The organism is Streptomyces sp. WMMC500, assembly GCF_027497195.1.
GTDB lineage: Bacteria > Actinomycetota > Actinomycetes > Streptomycetales > Streptomycetaceae > Streptomyces.
Map to the genome: position 1 here is coordinate 2,489,684 of NZ_CP114905.1, position 25,959 is coordinate 2,515,642.

The following is a 25,959-nucleotide window of genomic DNA, read 5'->3' on the forward strand; positions in this document are numbered from 1 at the left end:
GGTGCAGGCGCCGGTCCGCCGGACAGACGCGTGCTGCCGCGTTTGAAGGACACACGACGCTGTGAGCCTGACGCGCGATGTACGAAGAGTGTAGTGGCGCCGGGCGGTGGCCGGGCGCGGATGCGCCCCGCCACCGCCCGAAAGAGCGACCGCCGCGCTCAGTCCTTGTCGTCCACCCAGCTCATGAGCTTCCGCAGCTCCTTGCCGGTGGTCTCGATCAGGTGGTCACTGTCCTTCTTCTTGTACTCGTTGTAGCGCGGCAGGCCGTTGTGGTACTCCGCCATCCAGTCCTTGGCGAACGAGCCGTCCTGGATCTCGCCGAGGATCTTCTTCATCTCGGCCTTGGTGCCGTCGTTGATGATCCGCGGGCCGGAGACGTAGTCGCCCCACTCGGCGGTCTCGGAGACCGACCAGCGCATCTTCTCCAGGCCGCCCTCGTACATGAGGTCCACGATGAGCTTCAGCTCGTGCAGGCACTCGAAGTACGCGATCTCGGGCTGGTAGCCCGCCTCGACCAGAGTCTCGAAGCCGGCCTTGACCAGCGCCGAGGTGCCGCCGCAGAGCACGGCCTGCTCGCCGAAGAGGTCGGTCTCGGTCTCCTCGGTGAAGGTGGTCTTGATGACGCCGGCGCGGGTGCCGCCGATCGCCTTCGCGTACGACAGGGCCAGCGCGAAGCCGCCTCCGGTGGCGTCCTGCTCGACGGCCGCGATGCACGGCACGCCGCGACCCTCCTCGAACTGGCGGCGGACCAGGTGGCCCGGGCCCTTCGGGGCGACCATGCAGACGTCGACGTTGGCGGGCGGCTTGACGAAGCCGTAGCGGATGTTGAGGCCGTGGCCGAAGAACAGCGCGTCGCCGTCCTTGAGGTTGTCCTTCACGGACTCCTCGTAGACCTGGCCCTGGACCGGGTCCGGCACCAGCATCATGATCACGTCGGCCTCGGCGGCGGCCTCGGCGGGAGTGACGACGCGCAGGCCCTGCTCCTCGGCCTTCGCCCGGGACTTGGAGCCCTCGTGCAGGCCGACGCGGACGTCCACGCCGGAGTCGCGCAGCGACAGCGCGTGGGCGTGGCCCTGGCTGCCGTAGCCGAGGACCGCGACCTTGCGGCCCTGGATGATGGACAGGTCGGCGTCGTCGTCGTAGAACAGCTCGGCCACTGAAGTCTCTCCTCGGTCTTGCGGATGGGCCCACCGTACGTCTGGTGCGGCGGGGGGTTGTCGGGGGTTGTTAACGACGGTTGGCAGGAACGGTTCCGGCGGGGCGCCGCCGGCCACGACGCCCGGCCGGCCGGCGGCGCCCCGCGGCCCGCGCCGGAGGCGCTACGCCGTTCTGTCGAGGGCGCGCAGCGAGCGGTCCGTGATGGAGCGGGCGCCGCGGCCGATGGCGATCGTGCCGGACTGGACCAGCTCCTTGATGCCGTACGGCTCCAGCATCTTCAGCATCGCCTCCAGCTTCTCGCCGCTGCCGGTGGCCTCGATCGTGACCGCCTCCGGGGAGACGTCCACGGTCTTGGCGCGGAAGAGCTGGACGATCTCGACGACCTGGGAGCGGGTCTCGTTGTCGGCGCGCACCTTCACCAGGACGAGTTCGCGCTGCACCGCCGCGCCCGGCTCCAGTTCGACGATCTTCAGCACGTTGACGAGCTTGTTGAGCTGCTTGGTGACCTGTTCCAGGGGCTGGTCCTCGACGTTCACCACGATCGTCATCCGGGAGATGTCCGGGTGCTCGGTGGTGCCGACGGCGAGGGAGTCGATGTTGAATCCGCGGCGGAAGAACATCGCGGAGATCCTGGCCAGGATGCCCGGCTTGTTCTCCACCAGGACCGAGAGCGTGTGCTTGGACATGTCTTCGTCTCTCTCTTCGCTGCCCGGCCTCAGTCGTCTTCGCCGTCGCCGAAGTCCGGGCGGACGTCGCGCGCGGCCATGATCTCGTCGTTGGAGGTGCCGGCCGCGACCATCGGCCAGACCATCGCGTCCTGGTGGACGATGAAGTCCACGACGACGGGCCGGTCGTTGATGGCGTTGGCCTTCTCGATGACGGCGTCGAGCTGCTCCGGGTCCTCGCAGCGCAGGCCGACGCAGCCCATGGCCTCGGCGAGCTTGACGAAGTCCGGGCAGCGGGTGCCGGCGGCCTGGCGGGCCCGCTCCTCGGCGCCGCCCGCGCTCTCGGCGCCGCCGTCGCCGTTGCCGTTTCCATTGCCGTTGCCGTTGCCGTGGGAGCCGGAGTGCAGCGCGGTGTTGGAGTAGCGGCGGTTGTAGAAGAGGGTCTGCCACTGGCGGACCATGCCCAGCGCGCCGTTGTTGATGATCGCGACCTTGATCGGGATGCCGTTCAGCGCGCAGGTGACCAGTTCCTGGTTGGTCATCTGGAAGCAGCCGTCGCCGTCGATGGCCCAGACCGTCGCCTCCGGCGCGCCGGCCTTCGCGCCCATGGCGGCCGGGACGGCGTAGCCCATGGTCCCGGCGCCGCCGGAGTTCAGCCAGGTGCGGGGCTTGTCGTAGTCGATGTAGTGGGCCGCCCACATCTGGTGCTGCCCGACGCCCGCGGTGTAGACCGTGCCCTCGGGGGCCAGCTCGCCGATGCGCTGGATCACCTGCTGCGGCGACAGCGTGCCGTCGGCGGGCAGGTCGTAGCCGAGCGGGTACGTCTCGCGCCAGCGGTTGAGCTGCTGCCACCACTCCGCGTAGCGGGCGGTGCCGGCGGCGGGGCTCCCGCCCTGCCCGTCGCCCTGCTCGTGCTCGCTCTGCACCGCCACGATCAGGTCGGCGATGACCTCGCGCGCGTCGCCGACGATGGGCACGTCCGCCTCGCGGTTCTTGCCGATCTCCGCGGGGTCGATGTCGGCGTGCACGATCTTGGCGTACGGCGCGAACGTGTCCAGCCTGCCGGTCACCCGGTCGTCGAACCGGGCGCCGAGGGCCACGATCAGGTCGGACTTCTGCAGCGAGGTGACGGCGGCCACCGTGCCGTGCATGCCCGGCATGCCCAGGTGCTGCGGATGGGTGTCGGGGAAGGCGCCGAGGCCCATCAGGGTGGTGACGACCGGTGCGCCGGTCAGCTCCGCGAGCACCTTCAGCTCGGCGGTGGCGCGGGCCTTGAGCACGCCGCCGCCGACGTAGAGCACCGGGCGCCGGGCGGCGCCGACGAGCCGGGCGGCCTCGCGGATCTGCTTCGCGTGCGGCTTGGTCACCGGGCGGTAGCCGGGCAGCTCGTGCCGGGGCGGCCAGGAGAAGACCGTGGGCGACTGCAGCGTGTCCTTGGCGATGTCGACCAGCACGGGGCCCGGGCGGCCGGTGGCGGCGATGTGGAACGCCTCGGAGATCACCCGCGGGATGTCCGCGGGGTCCGTGACCAGGAAGTTGTGCTTCGTGATCGGCATGGTGATGCCGCAGATGTCCGCCTCCTGGAAGGCGTCCGTGCCGATCGACTTGACCACCACCTGGCCGGTGATCGCCACCAGCGGCACGGAGTCCATGTGCGCGTCGGCGATGGGCGTGACGAGGTTGGTCGCGCCCGGTCCCGAGGTGGCCATGCAGACGCCCACCTTGCCGGTGGCCTGCGCGTACCCGGTGGCGGCGTGCCCCGCGCCCTGCTCGTGGCGGACGAGGACGTGCCGGACCTTGGTGGAGTCCATCAGCGGGTCGTACGCGGGGAGGATGGTCCCGCCGGGAATGCCGAACACCGTGTCCGCGCCCACGGCCTCCAGGGCGAGGATGAGGGACTGCGCGCCCGTCACGGTCTTGTCTGCCGGTGTGTGCCCCGGGACGCGGGACTGTCCCCCGTTGCGGGCCCGCGGTGGTTGCGGGTGGGGCTCACTTCGCGGGGGAGCCTGCTCGGTCATCGGTTTCTCTTCTCGTCTTCGATGGTGCGAGGGTCGGGGGGAGCAGCGGGTTCGAGCAACAAAAAACCCCTCGTGCCAGATGGCAAGCGAGGGGAGCGCGTCGGCGCGGTCCGGGAGTCGGGATCCGCTTCAGCCGACGCGCTGTCCAAGTACGAGAATTCGGGTGCGCATGGACCTGACCTTGCCCCCGGCGCGCCGGGGGTGTCAAGTTCGTGGGACCCAGGTCTCACTATGTGAGCGCAATGGCCGAAGGGTCCTCCTCCGGAAGCGCGAACGCTCCCAGGGCCAGTGCGTCCCGTACCCGCTCCTCCTCAAGTGGTTCGCAGTAGGCCATGCCCTGCGCGTGCCGGCAGCCCAGCGCGCGCAGCACCTCGGCCTGCTCGGGCAGGTCGACCCCCTCGGCCGTCGAGTCCAGGCCCAGCTCGCCGGCGATGCCGATCATCCCGGCGGCGATGGCGCGCAGCCGGGGCGACTCGGCCAGGCCGTCGACCAGGCCCCGGTCCAGCTTGAGCACGTCCACCGGCAGCCGGCGCAGCGCGGCGATGGCGGCGTGCCCGCTGCCGAAGCCGTCGAGCGCGATGCGCACGCCGAGGCGGCGCAGCGCGACCAGGCGCCGCTCCAGCTCGTCCATGCCCGCCCGGGCGTCGCTGTCGGCGACCTCGACGGTCAGCGCCCCGGGCGGCAGCCCGTGGCGCATCAGCAGGGCCTCCACCAGCGGCGGGGACATGCTCCGATCGGTGAGCCGGGCGGCGGACAGCCGTACGGTCACGGGGATGCCCATGCCCGCCTCGTACCGCGCGGCGGCCTGCTCGACCGTCGCCTCCAGCAGCCAGCGCGCCAGCTCCGCCGCGCGGGCCCGGTCCTGCCCGCCGCCGCGCCCGCCGGTGTCCGGCGGGCCCTGCATGAACTCGGCGGGCGTGTGCACGATGCCCTGCGCCGAGCGCCAGCGCGGCTGCGCCGACAGCGCCGCCAGACGCCCGCTCGACAGCTCCACCACCGGCTGGTGCACGAGCGTGAACTGCCCGTCGTCCAGGGCGGAGCGCAGCCGGTTCGCCATCTCTATGCGGCGCACCACTTCGGCCTGCATCTGCGGCGCGTACAGCTCGACGCGCGCCTTGCCGGCCTGCTTGGCGCGGTACATCGCCAGGTCGGCGTTGCGCATCAGGTCCGCGGGCGTGCTGCCGGGCTCGGCGAAGGCCACGCCGATGCTGGCCGCGACCCGCACCTCGACGCCGCCCGCCGTGTACGGCTCGGAGAGCCGCACCCGCAGCCGGTCGGCGACCTCGCGGGTGCGCCGCTCGCGCACGGTGCCGTCCGACCGGTTCTCGCCCGCCGCGCCGCCGACGAGCAGCACGGCGAACTCGTCGCCGCCGAGCCGGGCAGCCGAGTCCCCGGAGCGGATCGACTCCTGCAGCCGGCGGCCGGCCTGGATGAGCAGCTCGTCGCCGGCGGCGTGGCCGACGGTGTCGTTGACCGCCTTGAAGCCGTCGAGGTCGATGAAGAGCACGGCGGCGTTCGCGTCCCCGGCCCGCCTGCCGCCGAGCGCGTGCCCGACGCGCTCGGTGAACAGCGCGCGGTTCGGCAGGTCGGTGAGCGCGTCGTGAGAGGCGCTGTGCTGCAACTGCGCCTGGAGGCGGACACGCTCGGTGACGTCCCGGGAGTTGAAGATCAGGCCGTTGTGGTGCCGGTTGACCGTCGACTCGACGTTCAGCCAGCCGTCCTCGCCGTACGCGCCCTCGTCACCGGCGCCGGGGCCCCCGCGGCGGCCTCTGCCGGCCCGGAAGCGGCACTCGATGCGGATCGACCGGGCGCCGCCGGGCGGCGCCGACAGGAACCTCCGCACCTCGTGCAGCACCCGGCCCAGGTCGTCGGGGTGGATGAGCCCGGCCAGCTCGCAGCCGACCAGTTCCTCCGGGTCGGTGCCGTAGACCCCGAGGGCCGCGGGGCTGACGTAGCGCAGCACGCCGGACGGCGCCGCGATCATGATGACGTCGCTGGAACCCTGCACGAGCGAACGGAAGTGGTTCTCCTTCTGGGCGAGCTCCTGGGTGAGGCTGATGTTGTCGAGCAGCATGATCGCCTGGCGTACGACGAGCGCCAGCACCACCGTGCACGCGGTCATGAGCACCACGCGGTCCACGCTGCGGCCGTCCAGCAGGTTGTACAGGATCCCCAGCGTGCACACGCCGGCCGCGAGGTACGGTGCGAGCGCGCCGATGTGCCCGGCGATGGGCCGGGCGCGCTCCTCCCGGCCGCGCTTCCCGGCGCCGTCCACTTCCCCGGGCTCCCCGGCCGGCCCGGCCGGACCTGCCGCCCCGGCTGCGCCGGCGAGATCGATCTCTTCGACTTCTTCGGCTTCCTCGCCTCTGCCGACCCACGGGGCGTACGCGAGCAGGACCGAGCCGGCGAACCAGCCGGCGTCCAGCAACTGTCCCGAGCGGTACTGCTCCTGGAGCAGCGGCGAGGTGAACAGCGCGTCGCACAGCACCGTGAGCACGAGCGCGCCGATCGCCGTGTTGATCGCGGAGCGGCCCGCGGCGGTGCGCCGGAAGTGCAGCGCCAGCACCATGCTCACCAGCACGATGTCCAGCAGCGGGTACGCGAGCGAGAGCGCGACGCGCGGCACCGACTCGTCGTCCCCCGCGGCGTGCGCCAGGGCGAGGGTCCAGGAGATGGTGAGCAGGGAGCCGCCGATGAGCCAGGTGTCCAGGCCCAGGCAGATCCAGCCCGCCCTGCTCACCGGCCGCCGGGCGAGCACCAGCAGGCCGATGACCGCGGGTGGCGCGAAGAGCAGGAAGAAGAAGTCCGCGACGGACGCCTCCGGCAGCGGCCGCTGGAGCACGACCTCGTACCAGCCCCAGATGCCGTTGCCGATGCCCGCCATGGCGGACGAGACGCCGAACATGAGCCAGGCCGGGCGAAAGCGGTCCTGGCGGATACGCGCGTAGTAGAGACACGAGAAGGCGGCCGCGAACGCCGCCGCGCTCAGCCCGAAGTCCCCCATGATCAGGGCGACCCGGGGAGAGCCCCAGCCCAGAGCGGCACCGGTGGCGTACCCCGCGCAGAGCAGCGCGAGGACCAACTGGGGTACGACCCCCGCGGGCATCGGCGGCCTGGGCACCACCGCTCCGATCGACGCGGTCACCGCACCCCCCGGCTGCCGGGAGCCGGCCGCGTCCGCGGCCCCGCCGCGACGCCGGCCCTCAGGGCCGCGAGGCGCGCGGGACTACCGCGCTGCCCGCGTACCGGAAAAGATTTCCACTTGCCGTGCATGTGCCCATCGCCCCCCTCGATATCGGTTGCGCGGCCGGCAGCGCACCGGCCACGTTGACGTCGGGAGCAATCCCCGCTGCGGACGATACACCAGGTTCGTCACGCAGGGACATACTTCCTCTACGGAGCGTAACTAAAACCGAGAGTTGCGTCTCAACTACGTAGAGTGTTCGTACGGTTGTCCGTCAGGCAACGGCGACCACGTGCTCCACCGGTTCACCGGCGGCGAACCGCCGCAACTGGGCGCGCAGCAGCCTCTCCGCGCGCGGCCGGAACGCGGACGTGGGCCCGCCGGTGTGCGGGCTGACGAGCACTCCGGGGGCGTGCCACAGCGGGTGGCCCGGCGGCAGCGGCTCGGGGTCCGTCACGTCGAGCGCGGCCCGCAGCCGGCCCGGCTCCACCTCGTCCAGCAGGGCCTTCGTGTCCACGACGGCGCCGCGGGCGACGTTCACGAGCAGCGCGCCGTCCTTCATCCGGGCCAGGAACCCGGCGTCGACCAGGCCCCGGGTGGCGTCGGTCAGCGGGGTCGTCACGATCACCACGTCGGCGGCGGGCAGCAACTCCCGTACGTCGGCGAGGGAGTGGACCGGACCGCGCGGTGTGGTGCGGGGGGAGCGCGCGATGCGTACGACCCGCTCGCACTCGAAGCCCGCAAGCCGGTCCTCCACCGCGCTTCCGATGGCGCCGTAGCCGAGGATCAGCACGGTCTTGTCGGCGAGCGACGGGTGGAAGCCGGTGCGCCACTCCTCCGCGTCCTGGCGGCGTACGAAGTCGGGGATGCCGCGCAGCGACGCGAGGGTGAGCGTGAGCGCGAGTTCGGCGGTCGACGCCTCGTGCACCCCGCGGGCGTTGCACAGCCTGGCCCCCGGCGGCAGCGCGGAGAGCGCGGGCAGATAGGCGTCGACGCCGGCGGTCAGCGTCTGCAGCACCTTCAGCGCGCGCATCCGCGGCACCGGGTCGTGGGTGATCTGCCGCATGTACGGCGCCACGAGGAACACGCACTGCGCCGGGTCGGCGGGGAACTCGGGCTCGGCGTCCCAGTGCACGTAGTCCAGCTCCGGCGGCAGCCCGGCGATCTCGTCCGGCGGAATCGGCAGCCACACCTGTCCATCCGTCATGACCACGAGGCTAGGTGATCCCCGCGCGAACGCGGGCGCGAGGGGTGAGGCGTCCCGGGCCGGGGGACCGGTGTCGGCGGCAGGGGTTAGTGTGCCTCGGGTGGAGCGCAGGACGATCGGGGCGGCGGCCCTGGAGGTGGGCGCGGTCGGCCTCGGCTGCATGCCGATGAGCTGGGCGTACAGCCCGTCGCGGCAGCAGGGCGAGGAGTCCGTACGGGCCGTGTGCGCGGCGCTCGACGCCGGCGTGAGCCTGCTCGACACCGCCGACATGTACGGGCCGTTCACCAACGAGCTGCTGGTCGGCCGGGTGCTCAAGGAGCGGCGCGCGGACGCGTTCGTCTCCACCAAGGTCGGCCTCCTCGCCGGCGAGCAGCACGTCGTCGCCAACGGCCGCCCGGCGTACGTCAGACGCGCCTGCGACGCCTCGCTGCGCCGGCTGCAGACGGACGTCATCGACCTGTACCAACTGCACCGCGAGGACCCCGAGGTGCCCGTCGAGGAGACCTGGGGCGCCATGGCGGAGCTGGTGGCGGCGGGCAAGGTGCGGTCCCTGGGGTTCTGCGCGGTGGGCGCGCGGGCGGACCGCCGGGCCGGCGGCGGGATGTACGACGCGACGATCCGCCGGCTGGGCCGGGTGCAGCAGGTGTTCCCGGTCAGCAGCGTGCAGGCGGAGCTGTCGGTGTGGTCGCCGGAGGCGCTGACGGGCCTGCTGCCGTGGTGCCAGGCCCGGCGGGTCGGGTTCCTCGCGGCGATGCCGCTGGGGCACGGGTTCCTCACGGGCACGCTCACGCCGGGGCAGGGCTTCGAGCCGGACGACATACGGGCCCGGCACCCGCGGTTCACCGCCGAGATGATGGCGGCGAACCAGCCGGTGGTCGCCGGGCTGCGGCGGGTCGCCGAGCGACACGGCGCCACGCCGGCGCAGGCGGCGCTGGCCTGGGTGCTGGCGCAGGGGGCGCACGTGGTGCCGGTGCCGGGGGCGAAGCGGGCCCGGTGGGCGGTGGAGAACGCCGCGGCGGCGGGGCTGAGGCTGGCGCCGGCCGACCTGGCGGAGATCGCGTCGCTGCCCCCGGCGCAGGGGTCGTGGGAGTAGGCGTCCCCGCCGGCGCCGGCGGGGACGGAGATCGCGCGGCGCACCGGCCCGTACGGGCGGGAACGCTCCACCGGCGCGCGGTGTACGTACGGTTGTGATGTGCTGGGTACTTCCGGCCGCCGCCAGCCTGAGGAGAACCGTCCCGTGAGAGCCCGCGCCGTCGTCGTCCTCCGGCTGGCAGCCGCCGCCGCACTCGTGCTCGCCGCCGGCTGCTCGTCGGGGGACGACGACGACTCCGGAGTACCCGCCGAGTCCTCCTCCGCCGCGTCCGCCGGCAGCGGCGGCTCCGCCGGCCGGGGCTCGCCGCCGCCGGACCGGGGCTCCGCCAAGGTCGCCGGCACCGTCGCCGAGGACCTGCGGACGCCGTGGGGCCTGGCCGAACTACCCGGCGGCGACCTGCTGGTCTCCTCCCGCGACAACGGCACCGTCTACCACGTCGCCGCCGAGGGCGGGAAGGTCACCGAGGCCGGCCAGGTGCCCGGCGTGCAGGGCGAACCGGGCAACGAGGGCGGGCTGCTGGGGCTCGCGCTCGGCGCCGACGAGATGGTCTACGCGTACTTCACCTCCGACAGCGACAACCGCGTCGTGCGGATGACGTACGACGCGGACGGCCCCGAGGGCAACCGGCTGGGCGCACCGGACACCGTCTTCCGCGGCATCCCCAAGGGCGGCCGGCACAACGGCGGGCGGATCGCGTTCGGCCCCGACAAGATGCTCTACGTCGGCACCGGCGAGGCCGGCGACCCGGCGCTGGCGCAGGACAGGGAGTCGCTGGGCGGCAAGATCCTGCGGATGACGCCCGACGGCGAGCCGGCCCGCGGCAACCCGGACGCGGGGTCGGTCGTCTATTCGTACGGCCACCGCAACGTGCAGGGGCTGGCCTGGGACGACGACAAGCGGCTGTGGGCGGCGGAGTTCGGCGACCAGCAGTGGGACGAGCTGAACCTCATCGAGCCGGGCGGGAACTACGGCTGGCCGGAGGCGGAGGGCAGGGAGAACCTGGAGGGCATGGTCGACCCCGTCGTGCAGTGGGCCACCCCTGACGCCTCGCCGAGCGGCATCGCGTACGCGGAGGGGTCGATCTGGATGGCGTCGCTGCGCGGCGAGCGGCTGTGGCGGATCCCGCTGGACGGCACGGAGGCGGCGGCGGACCCGCAGGCGTTCTTCGACGGCGAGTACGGGCGGCTGCGCACCGTACAGCGGGCATCGGACGGCGATCTGCTGCTGATGACGAACGAGACGGACCTGCGGGGCTCACCGGAGCAGGGCGACGACCGCATCCTGCGGCTGGAGGTGAGCTAGGGGTGAGCTAGGGGGCGTACGCCCCGCCCGCGCACCGCGCACAGCGCGCCGGGGTCCGGCGCTCAGCCGCCCTCGAACAACCGCAGCCGGTGCGCCACGGCCGCCGCCTCGCCCCGCGCCCCCACCCCCAGCTTCGCCAGGATGTTGGACACGTGCACGCTCGCCGTCTTCGGCGAGATGAACAGTTCCTCGGCGATCTGCCGGTTGCTCCGCCCCGCCGCGACCAGCCGCAGCACGTCCGCCTCGCGCGCCGTCAGCCCCAGCGCCTCCGCCGGGTCCGCCGGCTCCGCCGCCACCGCGTCCGGGGTGAGCGCGATCCGGGCGCGGGCCGCCAGCGCCTCGGCGTCGCGGACCAGCCGCGCCGCGCCGAGGCCCCTGGCCGTCTCGTACGCCCGCCGCAGCGCCTCCGCCGCGCCGTCGCGCGCCGCGCCGGGACCCGGGGCGCCCGCGAGCAGCGACTCCGCGCGGCGGTAGCGCGTCAGCGCCTGCTGGTACGGCCACTCCAGCTCCGCCCAGGCCGCCTCGGCCTCCGCCCAGCGCGCGGTGCCGTCCCGGCCCTCCGCAACGTACAGCTCCGCCTCCGTCATCAGCGCCTGCGCCTCCCACGGCGGCGCGAACCGCGGCAGGTTGCGCATCGCCGCACGGATCCGGGCCAGCGCCGCCGCCCGGCCCGCCTCGGCCGCGGGCAGCCCGCGCAGCCGGGCCTCGGCGGCGGCCGTCGTGTACAGCAGCGGCCAGGCGTAGCGCTGCATCCCCAGCCGCAGCCCGTCGCCGACGGCCTCCCCGAACGCGGCGCGCACGTCGGCGACCCGTCCCTCCGCGGCGGCCAGCTCGATCGTCATCTCGGCGATCGGCAGCTCGTACTGGGGCTGCCGGTCGGTGCCGAACTCCGCGCGGGCCGCCGCCAGTTCGCGACGCACCGCGGGGTGGTCCCCGCGCAGCAGCGCCAGCAGCGCCCGGTCGAGCAGCGCGCTGCCGCGCAACTGCGTGCTGCGCGCGGTGCGCAACTGCGCGGCCGCGGCCTCCTCCGCCTCGGCCCAGCGGCCCAGCGACAGCAGCGCGTTGGCCCGGTTGCCGTGGCTGAGGGAGAGGTAGAGGGCGAGCCCCGAGTCGCGCAGCACCTCGACCGCCTCCCCGGCCGCGGCGGCCGACTCCGCGGACCTGCCGACGCCTTCGAGGGCCGAGGGCAGGTTCCCGTACGCCCGGGCGGCGGCCACCACCAGGCCGCCGGCCAGCGCCCGGTCCCGGACCGCGTGGAACTCCGCGATGCCGCCCGCCACGTCGCCGGAGTCGACCATCATCCAGGCCCGCGGGATGCGCACGGTCAGCTCGGTCTCCTCCGCCCCGACCAGCCGCGCCAACTGCACGGCGCGCTCCGCGGCCTCGATGGCACCCGCGCCCGGGGTGTGCACCGCCTGCCAGTTGGCGACCTCGGCGAGCACCTGCGCGTGCACCGGCGACGGCGGCAGCCCGCGGACCAGCTCCTGCGCCCGGTCCAGCTCCTCGCGCCCGTCGCCGCGGCCGAGGCTCTGCAGGCAGCGGGCGCGCTCGACGCGGAACCACGCGGCGCGCAGCGGCGCGCGGGTGCCGAGCAGCCGCAGCGCCCGGTCGCTCAGCGTGAGCGCCCTGCCGAACGAGGAGGCGAGCCGGGCCGCGAAGACCGTCTCGGCGAGCAGGTCGGCGAACTCGGGGCGGTCGGCCGGCGGGTAGGCGCCGCCGGAGTGCGGCACGGTGCGCGCCTCGGGCGGCGCGTCGTCCCACAGCGCGACGGCCCGCTCCAGCAGCGCGAGCTGGTCGGCGAAGGCGTGCCGGGCGCGGGCGTCCGCGGCGGCGGCGAGGACGGCGGGCAGCGCGCGGGCGGGGTCGCCGGCCTGGTACCAGTAGCCGGCCAGCCGGGCGGGGCGCTCGTCCGCCCGTACGAGGCCGGGGTCGGCCTCCAGCGCCTCGGCGTAGCGGCGGCTGAGGCGGGCGCGCTCGCCGGGCAGCAGGTCGTCGGAGACGGCCTCGCGCATGAGGGCGTGCCGGAAGCGGTAGGCGTCCACCCGCTCGTCGGCGGGCAGCAGCACGCCGGCGCCGATGGCGGTGCGCAGCGCGTCGAACAGCTCGTCGTCGCCGAGCCCGGAGACGGCGGCGAGCAGCGAGGTGTCGACGCGGTCGCCGCCGACCGCGGCCAGCGCGACGACCCGGCGCGCGGGGTCCGGCAGCGCCTCGGCCCGTACGAGCAGCAGGTCGCGCAGCGACGCGCCGAGTCCGGCGGCCTGCCTCCCGCCGGCCGCCCCCGGCCCGCCTGTGCCGATGCCCTCGGCGAGTTCCTCGACGAAGAAGGCGTTGCCGTCCGAGCGCCCGTAGACCTCCGCCACCAGCTCCTCCGCCGGCTCGCCGCCGCGCAGCCCGGCGAGCTGGCTGCGTACCTCGTCGCGGCTGAAGCGGGCCAGCTCGAAGCGGCGTACGCAGCGCAGCCGGTCCAGCTCGGCGAGGCCGGGGCGCAGCGGGTGGCGGCGGTGCAGGTCATCGGAGCGGTAGGTGGCGACGACGAGCAGGCGGGCGGCCTGGACGGAGCGCAGCAGGTAGCCGAGGAGCTCGCGGGTGGAGTGGTCGGCCCAGTGCAGGTCCTCGACGACCAGCACGAGCACCCGCTCGCCGGCCAGCTTCTCCAGCATCCGGGCGGCCAGCTCGTACAGCCGCGCCCGCCCGGCCTCCCCCTGCGCGGCGGCCGGCAGGTCGGGGATCGGCCCCAGCTCGGGCAGCAGCCGGGCCAGCTCGCCGTGCTGCCCGGCGACGGCCTCGTCCAGCCGGTCGCCGAGGCGGCGGCGCAGGGCGCGCAGCGCGGTGGAGAAGGGCGCGAAGGGCAGGCCGTCGGCGCCCGACTCGATGCAGTTGCCGACGGCGGTGACCGCGCCGGCGGCCTCGGCGCGGGCCAGGAACTCCTCCACCAGCCGGGACTTCCCGACGCCCGCCTCGCCGCCGACGAGCACGGCGCACGGCGCGCCGGCGGCGGCCCGGTCGTACGCCTCCGTCAGCGCGCCCAGCTCCGCGGCGCGGCCGACGAAGACGCGGGCGCCGACGCGTATGCCGGCGTCCGCGACCGCCGGCTCCGGGGGCTCAGGGGACTCCACGCGACCGAGCATCGCACGTCACGCGCCCGGCCGGGCCCGCACCCGGCGAGACCGTAAGGCGGGGCCTTAGGCCGCGGGACCCCGCCGGCGCGCCGGCTAAGGCGCCTCGCGCGCGGAGATGAGGAAGTCGCCCGATGTGCCCCACCCCCCTGGGAGACGAGCATGGAGGCACAGGGAGAACACGGCACCGCAGCCGACTCACAGGGGAGCGACGATGTACGAGTACGAGATCCACCGGGACCGGTCCGCCGAGCTGCGCCGCAGCGCGGAGGAGTACCGGCTGGCGCGCAGCGCCGCCCCGCGCCGGGCACGCCGGCGCCGGGCGGCCGGCGCCGACGGCACGGGCGGGCCGGGCGGCGCCGCCGCCCGCCGCGGGAGCTGGGTGAAGGCGGCCTGAGGATGGCCGCCCCGCCGGCACCTGTCGCCGGGGCCGAGGCGCATGACATCCTCGGCGGCGTGAGAGCCGTCCGCCTCAGCCCCGTACTCGCCGGGCGCACGGAAGAACTGAAGACGCTCGACGCCGCGCTCGCCCGCGCCTCCGCGGGCGAGCCGCAGGCGTTCGTGGTGGCGGGCGAGGCCGGGGTCGGCAAGACGCGGCTGGTGGAGGAGTTCCTCACCGCCGCGCGCGCCGCGGGCGCGGTGACCGCGGCCGGCGGCTGCGTCGAACTCGGCGCGGACGGGCTGCCGTTCGCCCCGTTCACCACCGCGCTGCGGGGCCTGCAGCGGGAGCTGGGCGACGACGCGATCGCCGCGGCCGTCGCGGGCCGCGAGGACGAGCTGTCCCGGCTGCTGCCCGACTCCTCGTACGCGCCCCTGACCGGCGCCCCGCTGCACGAGCGCGACGGGCGGACCCGCCTGTTCGAGCTGACCGCGCTGAGCCTGGAGCGGCTGGCCGCCGACCGCACCGTCGTCCTGGCCCTGGAGGACCTGCACTGGTCCGACCGCTCCACCCGCGAGCTGCTCTCCTACCTCTTCCGCACCCTCCAGGCCACCCGGCTCGTGGTGCTGGCGACGTACCGCTCCGACGACATCCACCGCCGCCACCCCCTGCGCCCGTTCCTGGCCGAGCTGGACCGGCTGCGCTCCGTACGCCGCATCGAGCTGGCCCCGCTCAGCCGCGACGAGGTCGCCGCCCAGCTCGCCGGCATCCACGGCAAGGTGCCCACGCCCACCCACGCCGACGACATCTTCCGGCGCAGCGAGGGCAACCCGTTCTTCGTCGAGGAGCTGTCGGCCAACCCCGACTGCAGCATCAGCGAGTCGCTGCGCGACCTGCTGCTCGTCCGCGTCGAGCGGCTGCCCGAGCCCGCCCAGCGGGTGGTGCGGGTCGCCGCCGAGGCGGGCAGCCACGCCGAGCACGCGCTGCTGGCCGCGGTCACCGGCGAGGGCGAGGACGCGCTGCTGGAGGCGCTGCGCGCGGCCGTCGCCGACAACGTGCTCGTACCCGACGAGGACGGCGACTCGTACCGCTTCCGGCACGCCCTGCTGCGCGAGGCCGTCCGCGACGACCTGCTGCCCGGCGAGCGCTCCCGGCTCAACCGCCGCTACGCCGAGGTGCTGGAGGCCGACCCCACGCTCGTCCGGGCCGAGCAGCGGCTCACCCGCATCGCCCGGCACTGGCACCACGGCCGGGACAGCGCGCGAGCGCTGCCGGCGGTGCTGGCGGCGGCGGTCGAGGCGCGCTGCCGGCACGCGTTCGCCGAGCAGTACGAGCTGCTCAAGCGGGCGATGGAGGTGTGGGACGACGTGCCGGCGGAGGTGTGCGCCCGGCTGCGGCCCGCGGACCGGATCGAGGACTACGAGACGGGCGACGTGGCGGGCGCGGGGGACGCCCCGCTCACCGAGCTGGACCTGCTCGCCGAGGCCGCCGTCGCCGCCCGGCTGGCGGACGAGCGGGAGCGGGCGCTGGCGCTCACCCGGCGCGCGCTGGAGGCCATCGACGAGGACGCCGAGCCGATGCGCGCGGCGTGGTTCTGGGTGCAGCGGCACTGGCTGGTGGAGGACCTGGCGCGCGGCGACGGCCGCGCCGAACTCGACCAGGCGCTCCGCCTCGTCCGCGACCGGCCGCCGTCGCGGGTGCCGGCGCTGGTGCTGACGGCCGCGGCGAGCTGGGAGATGCTGCACCGGCCCGGCCTGCCCGAGGGGCTGGCCGCCGCGGAGCTGGCGGTACGGACCGCGGCCGCGGCCGGCGAGGAGAACCTGGAGCTGAACGCCCAGGTGATCCTGGGCATCCACCTGGGGGACTCCGGCCGGGAGGAGGTGGGCCTGGACATCCTGCGCGAGGCCCGCGACCAGGCCCGGCGCAGCGGCGACTACACGGCGGCGGCCCGCGCGGAGCTGAACCTGTCCGCCGCCCTGGAGAACCTGGGCCGCTCCCGGGAGGCGGCGGAGGTCGCCGCGGACGCGGCCCGGTCGGCGGCGAGCCGCGGGCGGCGCGACAAGGTCGCGTTCTCGCTCGGCAACCAGATGGACTCCCTGGTGGCGATGGGCCGATGGGACGAGGCCGAGCGCATCGCCGACCGGGCGGAACGGGACGCCGTCGCCGCCGTGACGTACGGCAACCTGGTGCAGGTCCGTGCCCGGCTCGCGCTGTTCCGCGGGGACGTGGCGCGCGCCGAGTCGCTGCTCGCCACGGCTCGGGAGCGGCTGGGGCCGCAGCAGACGCAGCCGCAGATGGCGATCCCGCTGAGCACGCTGACGGCGGCGGTCGCGGCGGCACGCGGCGACCTGCTCGGCGCCCGCGAGGAGGCCGCCCGCACCATCGACGCCGGGCTGACACCGGGCGTCCACCGGTATGTGTGGCTGCTGCACGTCGCGGCGGAGACCGAGGGGGACGGACGGCGGGTGCCGGCGTTCGCCCGGGGCGGCGAAGCGGCGCTGGCGCGGATCCGTACGGCGGCGGCCGGGCTGTCCCGCTCGACGCCGGTGTGGGCGGCGCACGCGCTGTTCCTCGACGCCCAGGTGGCCCGCGCCGAGGGCGACCCCGACCCGCTGCCGTGGGCCGCGGCGGCGGCCGCGTTCGAGCCGCTGGACCGGCCGTACGAGCTGGCCCGGGTCCGGCACCGGTGGGCGGAGGCGCTGCTCGCCTCCGGCGGTGACCGGGAGCTCGCCGCGAGCCTGCTCGCCGACGCCCACACGACGGCCGCCACCCTCGGCGCGAATCCCCTGCGCACGGCGGTCACGGCCCTCGCCTCCCGCGCCCGCGTCCCCCTGGACGGCCCGCACCCGGCCCCGGCGGATCCGGTGCGGGCGCTGGGGCTCACCTCGCGGGAGCAGGAGGTGCTGAAGCTGGTGACGGCGGGGCGCAGCAACCGCCAGATCGCCGAGGAACTGTTCATCTCACCGAAGACGGCGAGCGTGCACGTCTCCAACCTGATGGCCAAGCTGGGCGTCTCGGGCCGCGGCGAGGCGGCGGCCACGGCACACCGCCTGCGCCTCTTCGAGGACGCCTAGGCCGGCCGCAGCGCCTCAGCGCGTATACGGACGCGTCAGCACCCCTAAGGCCCCCGCGGCGGCGAATCCGCGGGGGCCTTAGGCGCGTACGGGCCGGTAGCGGCCGCGGGTAAGGCGGTGGGGGCGCAGAGATGCGGAAGTCTCCCGATGTGGCGGACCCCCCTGGGCGAGGAAGCTGGAGTCACATCAGCAGGAGACCAGCCGAAACGCCAGGGAGAACGAGATGTTCGCGTACCAGATGCACGAGTCCCGCTCCGCCGACCTGCGGCGCGAGGCCGCGCAGCACCGCCTCGTCCGCGAGGCCGCCGCCGCCCGCCGGGAGCAGCGCCGCGAAGCCCGCCGGGCGCGCGCGCTCGCCCGCTGGGTGAAGGCCGCCTGAGGTGGCGGACGTGCGACCCAGTCACCGACCAGAACGCCGGCCCACGGGGCCGGCACCGGAGAGCGCCCTCCCGCGCAGCGCGGGCAGGGCGCTCTCGCCGTCTGCGCTCCTTCCGCGCGCCGCCGGCCGGTCCCGCGCCCCTCGCCGGGTCCGCGCCGCCGCCGGGCTGCCCTCGTGTCGTAGCGCTGTGCGATGCTCTCGACTGTGACGATCTCGTGCGTGAGCCCCGTGCTCGTCGGCCGGGCCGAGGAGCTGCGCTCGCTGGGCGCCGCCCTGGACCGGGCGGGCGCCGGCGTGCCGCAGGCCGTGCTGGTGGGCGGCGAGGCCGGGGTGGGCAAGACCCGGCTGCTGGAGGAGTTCGCCGGCCGCGCCGAGCGGGCCGGCGCCGTGGTGGCCGTGGGCGGCTGCCTGGAACTGGGCGCCGAGGGGCTGCCGTTCGCGCCGTTCGCCACTGCGCTGCGCGCGCTGCACCGCGCGCTCGGCGACGAGCTGGGGCACGCCGCCCGCGGCGGCGAGGCCGAGCTGGCCCGGCTGCTGCCCGAGCTGGCGGGGGCCGGCGGCGCGGAGGAGTCCGCGGACCGGCACGACGCCGGCGCCAAGGCACGGCTCTTCGAGCACGCCGCCCGGCTGCTGGAGAAGCTGGCCGCCGAGCGGACGGTGGTGGTGGCGCTGGAGGACCTGCACTGGTCGGACCGCTCCACCCGTGAACTGCTCGGCTATCTCATCCGGTCCCTCCAGGGCGCCCGCGTCGTGCTGCTGGGCACGTACCGCTCCGACGACATCCACCGCCGCCACCCGCTGCGCCCCTTCCTCGCCGAGCTGGAGCGGCTGCGCACGGTGGAGCGCGTGGACCTGGCGCGCTTCTCGCGGCAGGAGGTCATCGGCCAGATCACCGCCATCCAGGGCACCGGACCGCTCCCCCACCAGGTCGACACGATCTTCCAGCGTTCGGACGGCAACCCGTTCTTCGTCGAGGAGCTGACCGCCCTGCTGGACTGCGGCGGCTCGCCGGCCGCGCTGTCGGAGTCGCTGCGCGACCTGCTGCTCGTACGGGTGGAGACCCTGCCGGAGGCGACGCAGCGGGTGCTGCGGACCGCCGCGGAGGCCGGCTCGACCGTGGAGTTCGGGCTGCTGCTCGCCGTGTCGGGGCAGGGCGAGGAGGAGCTGATCGAAGCCCTGCGGCCCGCGGTCGACGCCGGCATCCTGCTGCCCGCGGCGGACGGCCCGGGCGCGGACAGCTACCGCTTCCGGCACGCGCTGCTCCGCGAGGCCACCGGGGACGACCTGCTCCCCGGTGAGCGCTCCCGGCTGCACCGGCGCTACGCCGAGGCGCTGGCGGCCGACCCCGCGCTGGTGCGCCCGGAGGAGTGCGCCGCCCGGCTGGCCAGCCACTGGTACCACGCCCGCGACGCCGCCAAGGCGCTGCCCGCGGCGCTGCAGGCGGCCGAGGAGGCCGGCGCGCGGCACGCGTTCGCCGAGCAGCTCGCGCTGCTGGAGCGGGCCATCGAGCTGTGGGACGAGGTGCCGGAGGAACTGTGGCGCGAGCTGCCCGTCGCGCGCTACGCCGAGTCGTATCCGCTCTGCCGCTGCTCCGCCCAGCCGCACCTGCACTTCCTCGACCTGCTCGCCGAGGCCGTGGTCGCCGCCCGGCTGGACGACGCCCACGTGCAGGCGCGCACGCTGACCCGCCGGGCGCTGGAGCTGCTGGACGAGGCGCGGGAGCCGGAGCGCGCGGCGTGGTTCTGGCTGGAGCGGCAGTGGCAGGTCGTGGGCAGCGGCGGCGGCGACGGCTGGGCGGAGCTGGGCAGGGCGCAGGAGCTGGTGGCGGACCGCCCGCCGTCGCCGGTGAAGGCGGACGTGCTGGCGACGGCCGCGCTGTGGAAGATGCTGCACAGCCCGGACCCGGCGAGCATTCCGCTGGCCGAGAGCGCGGTGGAGCAGGCCCGGCTGGTCGGCGCGGAGGAGGTCGAACTGCACGCGCGGATCACGCTCGCCACGCTGCGCACGCACGCCGCCGACGTCGAGCGGGGCCTGGCCGAGCTGCACGAGCTGCGCGAGGCCGCCAACCGGCTCGGCGCGCCGACGGTGATCGGCCGGGCGCACAACAACCTGGCGTCCGTGCTGGAGATGACCGGCCGCTCGCGCGAGGCCATCGAGGCGGCGCGGGCCGGGCTCGTCGCGGTCCGCGAGCACGGCCTGCGGGATTCCGTCGCCTTCATCGGCTGCAACATGGTCGACGCGATGATCTCCGTCGGCGACTGGGAACCCGCCGAGCGGGAGCTGGCCGGGCTGCGGTCGTACGGCGCCCAGGCCCGTACCCGCGCGTTCGCCGCCCTCGCCGCCGCGTGGCTGGCGCTGTACCGGGGCGACGTGGACCGGGCCGGGGAGCTGCTCGCCGACGCGCGCAAGGAGGCGGGCGCGAGCCAGGCGGAGCCGCAGGGCGCGTTTCGCATGGTGCAGATCGAGGCGCGGATCCTGATGGAGCGGGGGCGGTACGCGCAGGCGCGCGCGGCGCTCGCCGAAGGGCTGGCGCAACTGCCGGAGCTGGGGCACGAGTCGTATCTGTGGCAGCTCCTGGTGTCCGCCGCGGCGGCGGAGGGGGACGCGCGCGGGCTGCCGGGGACGGCGGAGGGCCGGGAGGAACTGCTGGACCTGCTGGAGGGCGCGGCGGGGCAGTTGGACACGCCGACGCCGGTGTGGGCGGCGTGGCGGCGGTACTTCACCGCGGAACTGGCCCGGGCGCGGGGCCGGTCGGAGGTGGCGCTCTGGGAGTCGGCGGCCTCGGCGCTGGAGCCGCTGGAGCGGCCGTACGAGCTGGGCTGGGTGCGCTACCGGTGGGCCGAGGCGCTGCTCGCCGGCGGCGCGGCGGCGGCCGTACGGGAGCCGGCGGCGCGGCTCCTCATGCAGGCGCACGCGACGGCGGCGGCGCTGGGCGCGGCGCCGCTGCGGGACGGCGTGGAGCAGTTGGCGGCGCGGGCCAGGGTCCCGCTCACCGGGCCCGGAGACCCCGCGGCGGCGGCGGAGCCGGCGGATCCGGCCGAGGCGCTGGGGCTGACGGCGCGGGAGACGGACGTGCTGCGGCTGGTCACCGCGGGCCGGAGCAACCGGCAGATCGCAGAGGAGTTGTTCATCTCGCCGAAGACGGCGAGCGTGCACGTATCGAACCTGATGGCCAAGCTGGGCGTGTCCAACCGCGGCGAAGCCGCAGCGGTGGCACACCGGCTACGCCTCTTCGAAAGCGCGTAGGCCCGCGGAGCGACCGGCAGATCGCCGAGGAGTACGGGGGTCCGGGGGTGTCCCCCGGAAAGACGCAGCATCTCGCCGAAGACGGCGAGCGTGCACGTCTCCAACCTGATGGCCAATCTCGGGGTGTCCAACCGCGGCGAAGCCGCAGCCGTGGCACACCGGCTACGGCTCTTCGAAAGCGCCTGACCCCGGGCCGTACGCGCCGGGGTCGCCGCTACGGCGCCGTGGCCGACCAGTCGAGCGTGTCCCGGTGCCGCCGGGACAGGTACGTCCAGGCGGCGTAGAACGGCAGGCCGCCGAGCGCGACCAGGCCGAAGACGCCCTCCCCGGACACCTCGAAGGCCGCGCCCTCGCCGACGAAGAGCTGAGCGACGCTCTGGTAGGCGACGTGGAAGCCGATGCCGGCCCAGATGTCGCCGGTCGCGACGCGGAAGGCGCCGAGGAGCGCCCCGAAGGTGAGGAAGACCAGCGCCCGGAAGGGTGAGTCGACGACCCCGACGAGCAGGCCGAAGAGCGTGAACAGCACGGCCTGGATCACGACCGTCCAGCCGGCGGCCAGCGCGGTCAGCAGATTGCGCTGGATGTAGCCCCGGAACACCAGTTCCTCGGGCAGCGCCTCGTAGAGGAAGACCAGCACCACCAGCATCGCCCACACCCCGGCCGCCTCGGCGACGGGCTCCGTGCGCGTGACCTCCACCCAGCCGGTGGCCAGGCACAGCGCGAAGCCGGCGGCGGCGGGCAGGAGCCAGCAGGCGGCGCCGAGGAGGAAGTGCCGCGCGCCGGTACGGGAGAGGGGCAGCCCGAGTCCGCGCCAGGGGCGGCGGTCGAGCAGCCGCCGGGCGAGGACGACCGCGGGGACGACGAGGACGGCGGTGAGGACGGCGCGGGCGACGTGGGTGGGCCGGTCGTAGTCGTGGCCGAGGGGGGTGCCGTAGAAGACGAACAGCCAGAGCAGCACGGCGGCGGCGAAGACGGTGAGCACGCGCAGCCGCATCCCGGGTAACCCGGGCGACTCCTCCCCCGCGGGCGTCGGTCTGTCTCCGGGGTCGGCGGGCTGAGCGGCCATGGCCACGGGTCCTCTCTGCGGAAGCCCGCGCCCGTACGACGCGGGACGCCATCCTGCAGCGGCCCGGGGCGCGGGTCACCGTACGAGTGCGGCACTCCCACCGGCGACCGCGTGACCCGAACCCGGCAAACCCCGGCACCGCGCCGGGCCATGACACCGGCGTACCGCGCGGGGAGCCGGGCCGGCGCTACTCGTCGTCGAACAGCCGCAGCCGGTGCGCCATCGCCGCCGCCTCGCCCCGGTTCGACATACCCGGCTTCGCCATCAGGTTCGACACGTGCACGCTCGCCGTCTTCGGCGCGATGCTGCGTCTTTCCGGTGGACACCCCCGGACCCCCGTGCTCCTCGGCGATCTGCCGGTCGCTCCGCGGGCTTACGCGCTTTCGAAGAGGCGTAGCCGGTGTGCCACCGCTGCGGCTTCGCCGCGGTTGGACACGCCCAGCTTGGCCATCAGGTTCGATACGTGCACGCTCGCCGTCTTCGGCGAGATGAACAACTCCTCTGCTATCTCGCGGTTGCTCCGCCCGGCCGCCACCCGCCGCAGCACGTCCGTCTCCCGGGCCGTCAGGCCCAGCGACTCCACCGGGTCCGCCGGCGGGCGGGACGCCGGGCCGAGGGGGACGCGGGCGCGGCCGGCGAGTTGTTCCACCGCCTCGCGGAGCGGGGTCGCGCCGAGGCGGACCGCCGTCGCGTGCGCCTCGGCCAGCAGCGGCGTCGCGGCCTCGCGGGCCGCCGCACCGGCAGCGCCGCCGCCCGGGGCGGCGGCGAGCAGCGCCTCCGCCCGGCGGTGCGCGAGGTCCGCCAGCGTGTGCGGGTGGCCCAGCGGTTCGTACGCCGCGGCAGCCGCCGCCCACACGGCCGGGTCGACGACCCCGCGGGCGCGGGCCAGTTCCGCGGTGAAGAGGCGGGACTGCGGGGTCCACAGCGGGCCTTCGGCCGGCAGGTTCGACGCCGCGTCCGCCAGCCGCGCCACGATCTCCGCGCGCCGCGCCTCCGGCGCGCCCGGCGCCCCGGCGACGTCCGCCGCCAGCCGGGCGCCGGCGACGAGCAACTGCCAGACGTACGTCTCCTGGCCGGACAGCGGCAGCAGCACGAGGTGCCGCTCCAGCACGTCGAGCGCCTCCGGCACCCGGTCGAGGGTCCGCAGGGCGCTCATCTCGACGGCGGCGAACGGCAGTTCGTACTGCGGCTCGCCGTCGTTGCGCCCCCGGTACCGGCGGGCGGCGGCGATCAGCTCCGGCACGAGCCCGAACTCCCCGCGCAGCAGCGCGAGCTGCGCCCGCCGCAGCGCCACGGACGCGCTGGAGCGGGAGCCGACCGCGAACCGCATCCACTCCTGGCGCACCTGCTCGGCGCGGTCCCACTCGCCCAGCGAGGTCAGCGACTCCACGACGTTGAGCGCGGCGAAGGCCGCGGAGTCGTACAGCCCGCGGCCGTACATGTCCTTCATGCCGGCGAGGCCCGCCTCGACCGCCTCCGCGGACCGGCCGGCCTTCTCCAGCGCGTCGCACAGGTTGATGCACGCGCGGCCCATCTGGCGGAACGCGCCCCGCTGCCCGGCCAGATCCCGGATCTCGTACAGCTCGGCGATCCAGGCGTCCGGGTCGCCCTTGGCCGAGCGCAGCGTGCACAGCGTGATCCGCGCGCCCAGCTCGACGTCCCCGGCGCCCGCCTGCCGGGCCAGCTCGACGGCCCGCTCGGCGAGGGCCATGCTGTCCAGGTCGGAGGCGTGCAGCAGCTCCCACATCGCGACCTGCGCCAGGATGTCGGCGTGGGTGGCGGAGGCCGGCAGGTCGTGCACCAGGTCGTGCGCCCGGGTGAGCTCCGCGCGGCCGTCGCCGCGGCCGGCCAGCGCGATGAGCTTGGAGCGCTCCAGCCAGAACCAGGCGGCGCGCAGCGGATCCGCCGACTCGTCGACGACCTTGAGCGCCTTCTTCACGAACTTCAGCGCCGACTCCCACTGGCCGTCGAGCCGGGCCGCGAACGCGGCGTGCGCCAGCAGGTCGACCAGGTGCAGCTCGATCTCCTCCGGCCGGTCGCCGCAGCCGCAGGGCGGATACGACTCCAGCGGGCCCTGCGGCGGCAGCCCGCGGCGCTCCTCCGGCGACACCTCGTCCCACAGCTCCAGCGCCCGCTCCAGCAGCTTGAGCTGCTCGGCGTAGGCGTGCCGGGCGCGGGTTTCGAGGACGGCGTGGAGCACGGCGGGCAGGGCCTTGGCGGCGTCGCGCGCGAAGTACCAGTAGCTCGCCAGCCGGGTCGCCCGCTCCTCCGCGGCGACCAGCGTGGGGTCGGCCTCCAGGGCCTCCGCGTACCGCCGGCTCAGGCGGGTGCGCTCGCCGGGCAGCAGGTCGTCGAGCACGGCCTCGCGCAGCAGCGCGTGCCGGAAGCGGTAGCCGTCGACGCTGCCCTCCTCGTCGGGCACCAGCACGTTCGCCCCGACGGCGGCGCGCAGGCCCTCGATCAGCTCGTCCTCGGTCAGGCCGGAGACGACGGCGAGCAGGGCGTGCGGGACGCGCGCGTTCCGCGCGGCGAGGCGCACCACCCGCTGGGCGCCCTCGGGCAGCGCCTCGACCCGGACCAGCAGCAGGTCGCGCAGAGAGTCGCTGAGGCGGCCCGCGTCGTCGCTGAGGGCCAGCTCCTCGACGAAGAAGGGGATGCCCTCGCTGCGCGCGTACACCTCGGCGGTCAGCTCGCGCTCGGGCTCGGCCACGCCGCGGATGCCGGCGAGCTGGCTGCGCACCTCCTCCAGGCTGAGCCGGGCCAGCTCCAGCCGCTGCACGGAGCGCAGCCGGTCCAGCTCGGCGAGGAAGGGGCGCAGCGGATGGCGGCGGTGCACGTCGTCCGAGCGGTACGTCATGAGGACCACGAGGCGGGCGCCCTGGACCGACCGGACGAGATAGCCGAGCAGCTCGCGGGTGGAGCGGTCCGCCCAGTGCAGGTCCTCCAGGGCCAGCACCACGGTGCGGCCGGCGGCCAGGCGCTCCAGCAGGCCGACCGTCAGCTCGAAGAGGCGGGCCCTGCTGTCCTGGCCGTGCGGCTCCTCGGTGACCGGGCCCAGGTCGGGCAGCAGCCGGGCGAGCACCGGCTCCTGGCCGGCGGCCAGCTCCGTGAGCTCGGCGCCCAGCTTGCGGTGCAGCATGCGCAGCGCGGTGGCGAACGGCGCGAACGGCAGGCCGTCGGCGCCCAACTCCAGACAGCCGCCGACCGCGGTGACCGCGCCGGCGTCCTGCGCGGCCTCCAGGAACTCGTCCAGCAGCCGGCTCTTGCCGACGCCTGCCTCGCCGCCCACGAGCAGCACCTGCGGCTCGCCGAGGGCGGCGCGGGCGAGCGCGGCGTCGAGGGTCTTCAACTCGTCACGACGGCCTGCGAACACCGGGCTGATGGATCGGCTCTGCACGTTGTCGAGCATCGCACGCTGCACTGACAGCGTGGAATCGGTTTTCTCACCCGCCGGGCACGGTGGGCAGGTCGGTGAAGACGTCGAAGCGCATGACGGCCGCGATCACCAGCCCCAGCGCCCCCAGCACGAGACCGGCGACGGCCACGGCCCGTACCCACACCACGGGCCGCAGGGCGCTGTCGCCGAACGCCGGGCGGATCAGCACCGAGGCGGACACGATCAGGGCGACGACCGCGGTGAGTCCGTTGAACAGGGCGATGGTGTGCCAGGGGGTGCCGTACGCGGCGGAGATCTGCTCGGCGGCGGTGCCGTCCGCGGATTCGAGCTGTCCGATCAGCTCGCGGCGGGCGGAGACCAGGTCGGCCAGCCAGGTGCCGGTCAGCGAGGCGAGGCCCAGGGCGGCGCCGACGATGGCCGCGGCGCCGGCGGCCACCCCGGAGGGGGCCCGGGCGGCGGGGGGCAGGTCGCCGGGCTCCTCGTCGTCCGGGTCGGGTCCTTCCTCGTGCCCGCCGGGGACGGCGGCCCCGTCGGCCCTCTCGGTCCCGGCAGTCCCGGCAGCCTCGTCGGTCTCGGTGGCGCCGTCGTGCGCGGTGTCGGTCGCGGCGGCGTCCGCCGCCTCGTCGGTCTTCGACAGTGAGGTCATGCCGGGCACCGTAGGCGGCCCGTCTGAGA

The 25,959-nt window shown here is 75.2% G+C and carries 15 protein-coding genes; 6 read left to right on the forward strand and 9 right to left on the reverse strand.

Annotation, left to right across the window (positions count from 1 at the left end; genetic code table 11):
- Positions 1-158: 158 nt before the first annotated feature.
- The 5 genes from ilvC to O7599_RS10135 all read right to left on the reverse strand — a co-directional run bounded on the left by ilvC (position 159) and on the right by O7599_RS10135 (position 8,217).
- Entirely contained in the window at positions 159-1,157 is a 999-nt protein-coding gene (gene ilvC / locus O7599_RS10115) for a ketol-acid reductoisomerase (protein WP_281621795.1), read from the reverse strand.
- 162 nt (positions 1,158-1,319) lie between these two features.
- Positions 1,320-1,844, reverse strand: a complete 525-nt coding sequence (ilvN, locus tag O7599_RS10120; RefSeq protein ID WP_018838935.1) for an acetolactate synthase small subunit — start codon at positions 1,842-1,844, stop codon at positions 1,320-1,322.
- Between the two features lie 29 nt (positions 1,845-1,873).
- Entirely contained in the window at positions 1,874-3,841 is a 1,968-nt protein-coding gene (locus O7599_RS10125; protein WP_281621796.1) for an acetolactate synthase large subunit, read from the reverse strand.
- Positions 3,842-4,070: 229 nt separating this feature from the next.
- Entirely contained in the window at positions 4,071-6,947 is a 2,877-nt protein-coding gene (locus O7599_RS10130) for an EAL domain-containing protein (protein WP_281623332.1), read from the reverse strand.
- Positions 6,948-7,299: 352 nt separating this feature from the next.
- The gene (locus O7599_RS10135; protein WP_281623333.1) at positions 7,300-8,217 is read right to left on the reverse strand and encodes a 2-hydroxyacid dehydrogenase; all 918 of its coding nucleotides are present in this window, start codon (positions 8,215-8,217) and stop codon (positions 7,300-7,302) included.
- A gap of 115 nt (positions 8,218-8,332) precedes the next feature.
- Between O7599_RS10135 and O7599_RS10140 the strand changes: the two genes are divergently transcribed.
- Positions 8,333-9,325, forward strand: a complete 993-nt coding sequence (locus O7599_RS10140; RefSeq protein WP_281621797.1) for an aldo/keto reductase — start codon at positions 8,333-8,335, stop codon at positions 9,323-9,325.
- 144 nt (positions 9,326-9,469) lie between these two features.
- Positions 9,470-10,627, forward strand: coding sequence for a PQQ-dependent sugar dehydrogenase (locus O7599_RS10145; protein WP_281621798.1), 1,158 nt, complete (start codon positions 9,470-9,472; stop codon positions 10,625-10,627).
- A 62-nt stretch (positions 10,628-10,689) separates the two neighbouring features.
- Here O7599_RS10145 and O7599_RS10150 read toward each other — a convergent pair whose 3' ends face one another.
- The gene (locus tag O7599_RS10150; protein WP_281621799.1) at positions 10,690-13,755 is read right to left on the reverse strand and encodes a helix-turn-helix transcriptional regulator; all 3,066 of its coding nucleotides are present in this window, start codon (positions 13,753-13,755) and stop codon (positions 10,690-10,692) included.
- 202 nt (positions 13,756-13,957) lie between these two features.
- On the opposite strand from O7599_RS10150, the gene O7599_RS10155 reads away from it, so the two are divergent.
- From O7599_RS10155 to O7599_RS10170, 4 genes are all read left to right on the forward strand, one after another.
- Positions 13,958-14,140, forward strand: a complete 183-nt coding sequence (locus tag O7599_RS10155; RefSeq protein WP_281621800.1) for a hypothetical protein — start codon at positions 13,958-13,960, stop codon at positions 14,138-14,140.
- Positions 14,141-14,142: 2 nt separating this feature from the next.
- Positions 14,143-17,196: an AAA family ATPase gene (locus O7599_RS10160; RefSeq protein WP_348652599.1), complete on the forward strand. Its 3,054-nt coding sequence runs from the start codon at positions 14,143-14,145 to the stop codon at positions 17,194-17,196.
- Positions 17,197-17,419: 223 nt separating this feature from the next.
- Entirely contained in the window at positions 17,420-17,575 is a 156-nt protein-coding gene (locus tag O7599_RS10165) for a hypothetical protein (protein ID WP_281621802.1), read from the forward strand.
- Between the two features lie 228 nt (positions 17,576-17,803).
- Positions 17,804-20,821, forward strand: coding sequence for a helix-turn-helix transcriptional regulator (locus O7599_RS10170; RefSeq protein ID WP_281623334.1), 3,018 nt, complete (start codon positions 17,804-17,806; stop codon positions 20,819-20,821).
- 214 nt (positions 20,822-21,035) lie between these two features.
- Here O7599_RS10170 and O7599_RS10175 read toward each other — a convergent pair whose 3' ends face one another.
- The 3 genes from O7599_RS10175 to O7599_RS10185 all read right to left on the reverse strand — a co-directional run bounded on the left by O7599_RS10175 (position 21,036) and on the right by O7599_RS10185 (position 25,930).
- Positions 21,036-21,887, reverse strand: coding sequence for a CPBP family intramembrane glutamic endopeptidase (locus tag O7599_RS10175; RefSeq protein ID WP_281621803.1), 852 nt, complete (start codon positions 21,885-21,887; stop codon positions 21,036-21,038).
- A gap of 373 nt (positions 21,888-22,260) precedes the next feature.
- Positions 22,261-25,296, reverse strand: a complete 3,036-nt coding sequence (locus tag O7599_RS10180; protein WP_281621804.1) for a helix-turn-helix transcriptional regulator — start codon at positions 25,294-25,296, stop codon at positions 22,261-22,263.
- A gap of 34 nt (positions 25,297-25,330) precedes the next feature.
- Positions 25,331-25,930 carry a hypothetical protein gene (locus O7599_RS10185; RefSeq protein ID WP_281621805.1) on the reverse strand — a complete coding sequence of 200 codons (600 nt, stop codon included), beginning with the start codon at positions 25,928-25,930 and terminating at the stop codon, positions 25,331-25,333.
- Between the last annotated feature and the right edge of the window lie 29 nt (positions 25,931-25,959).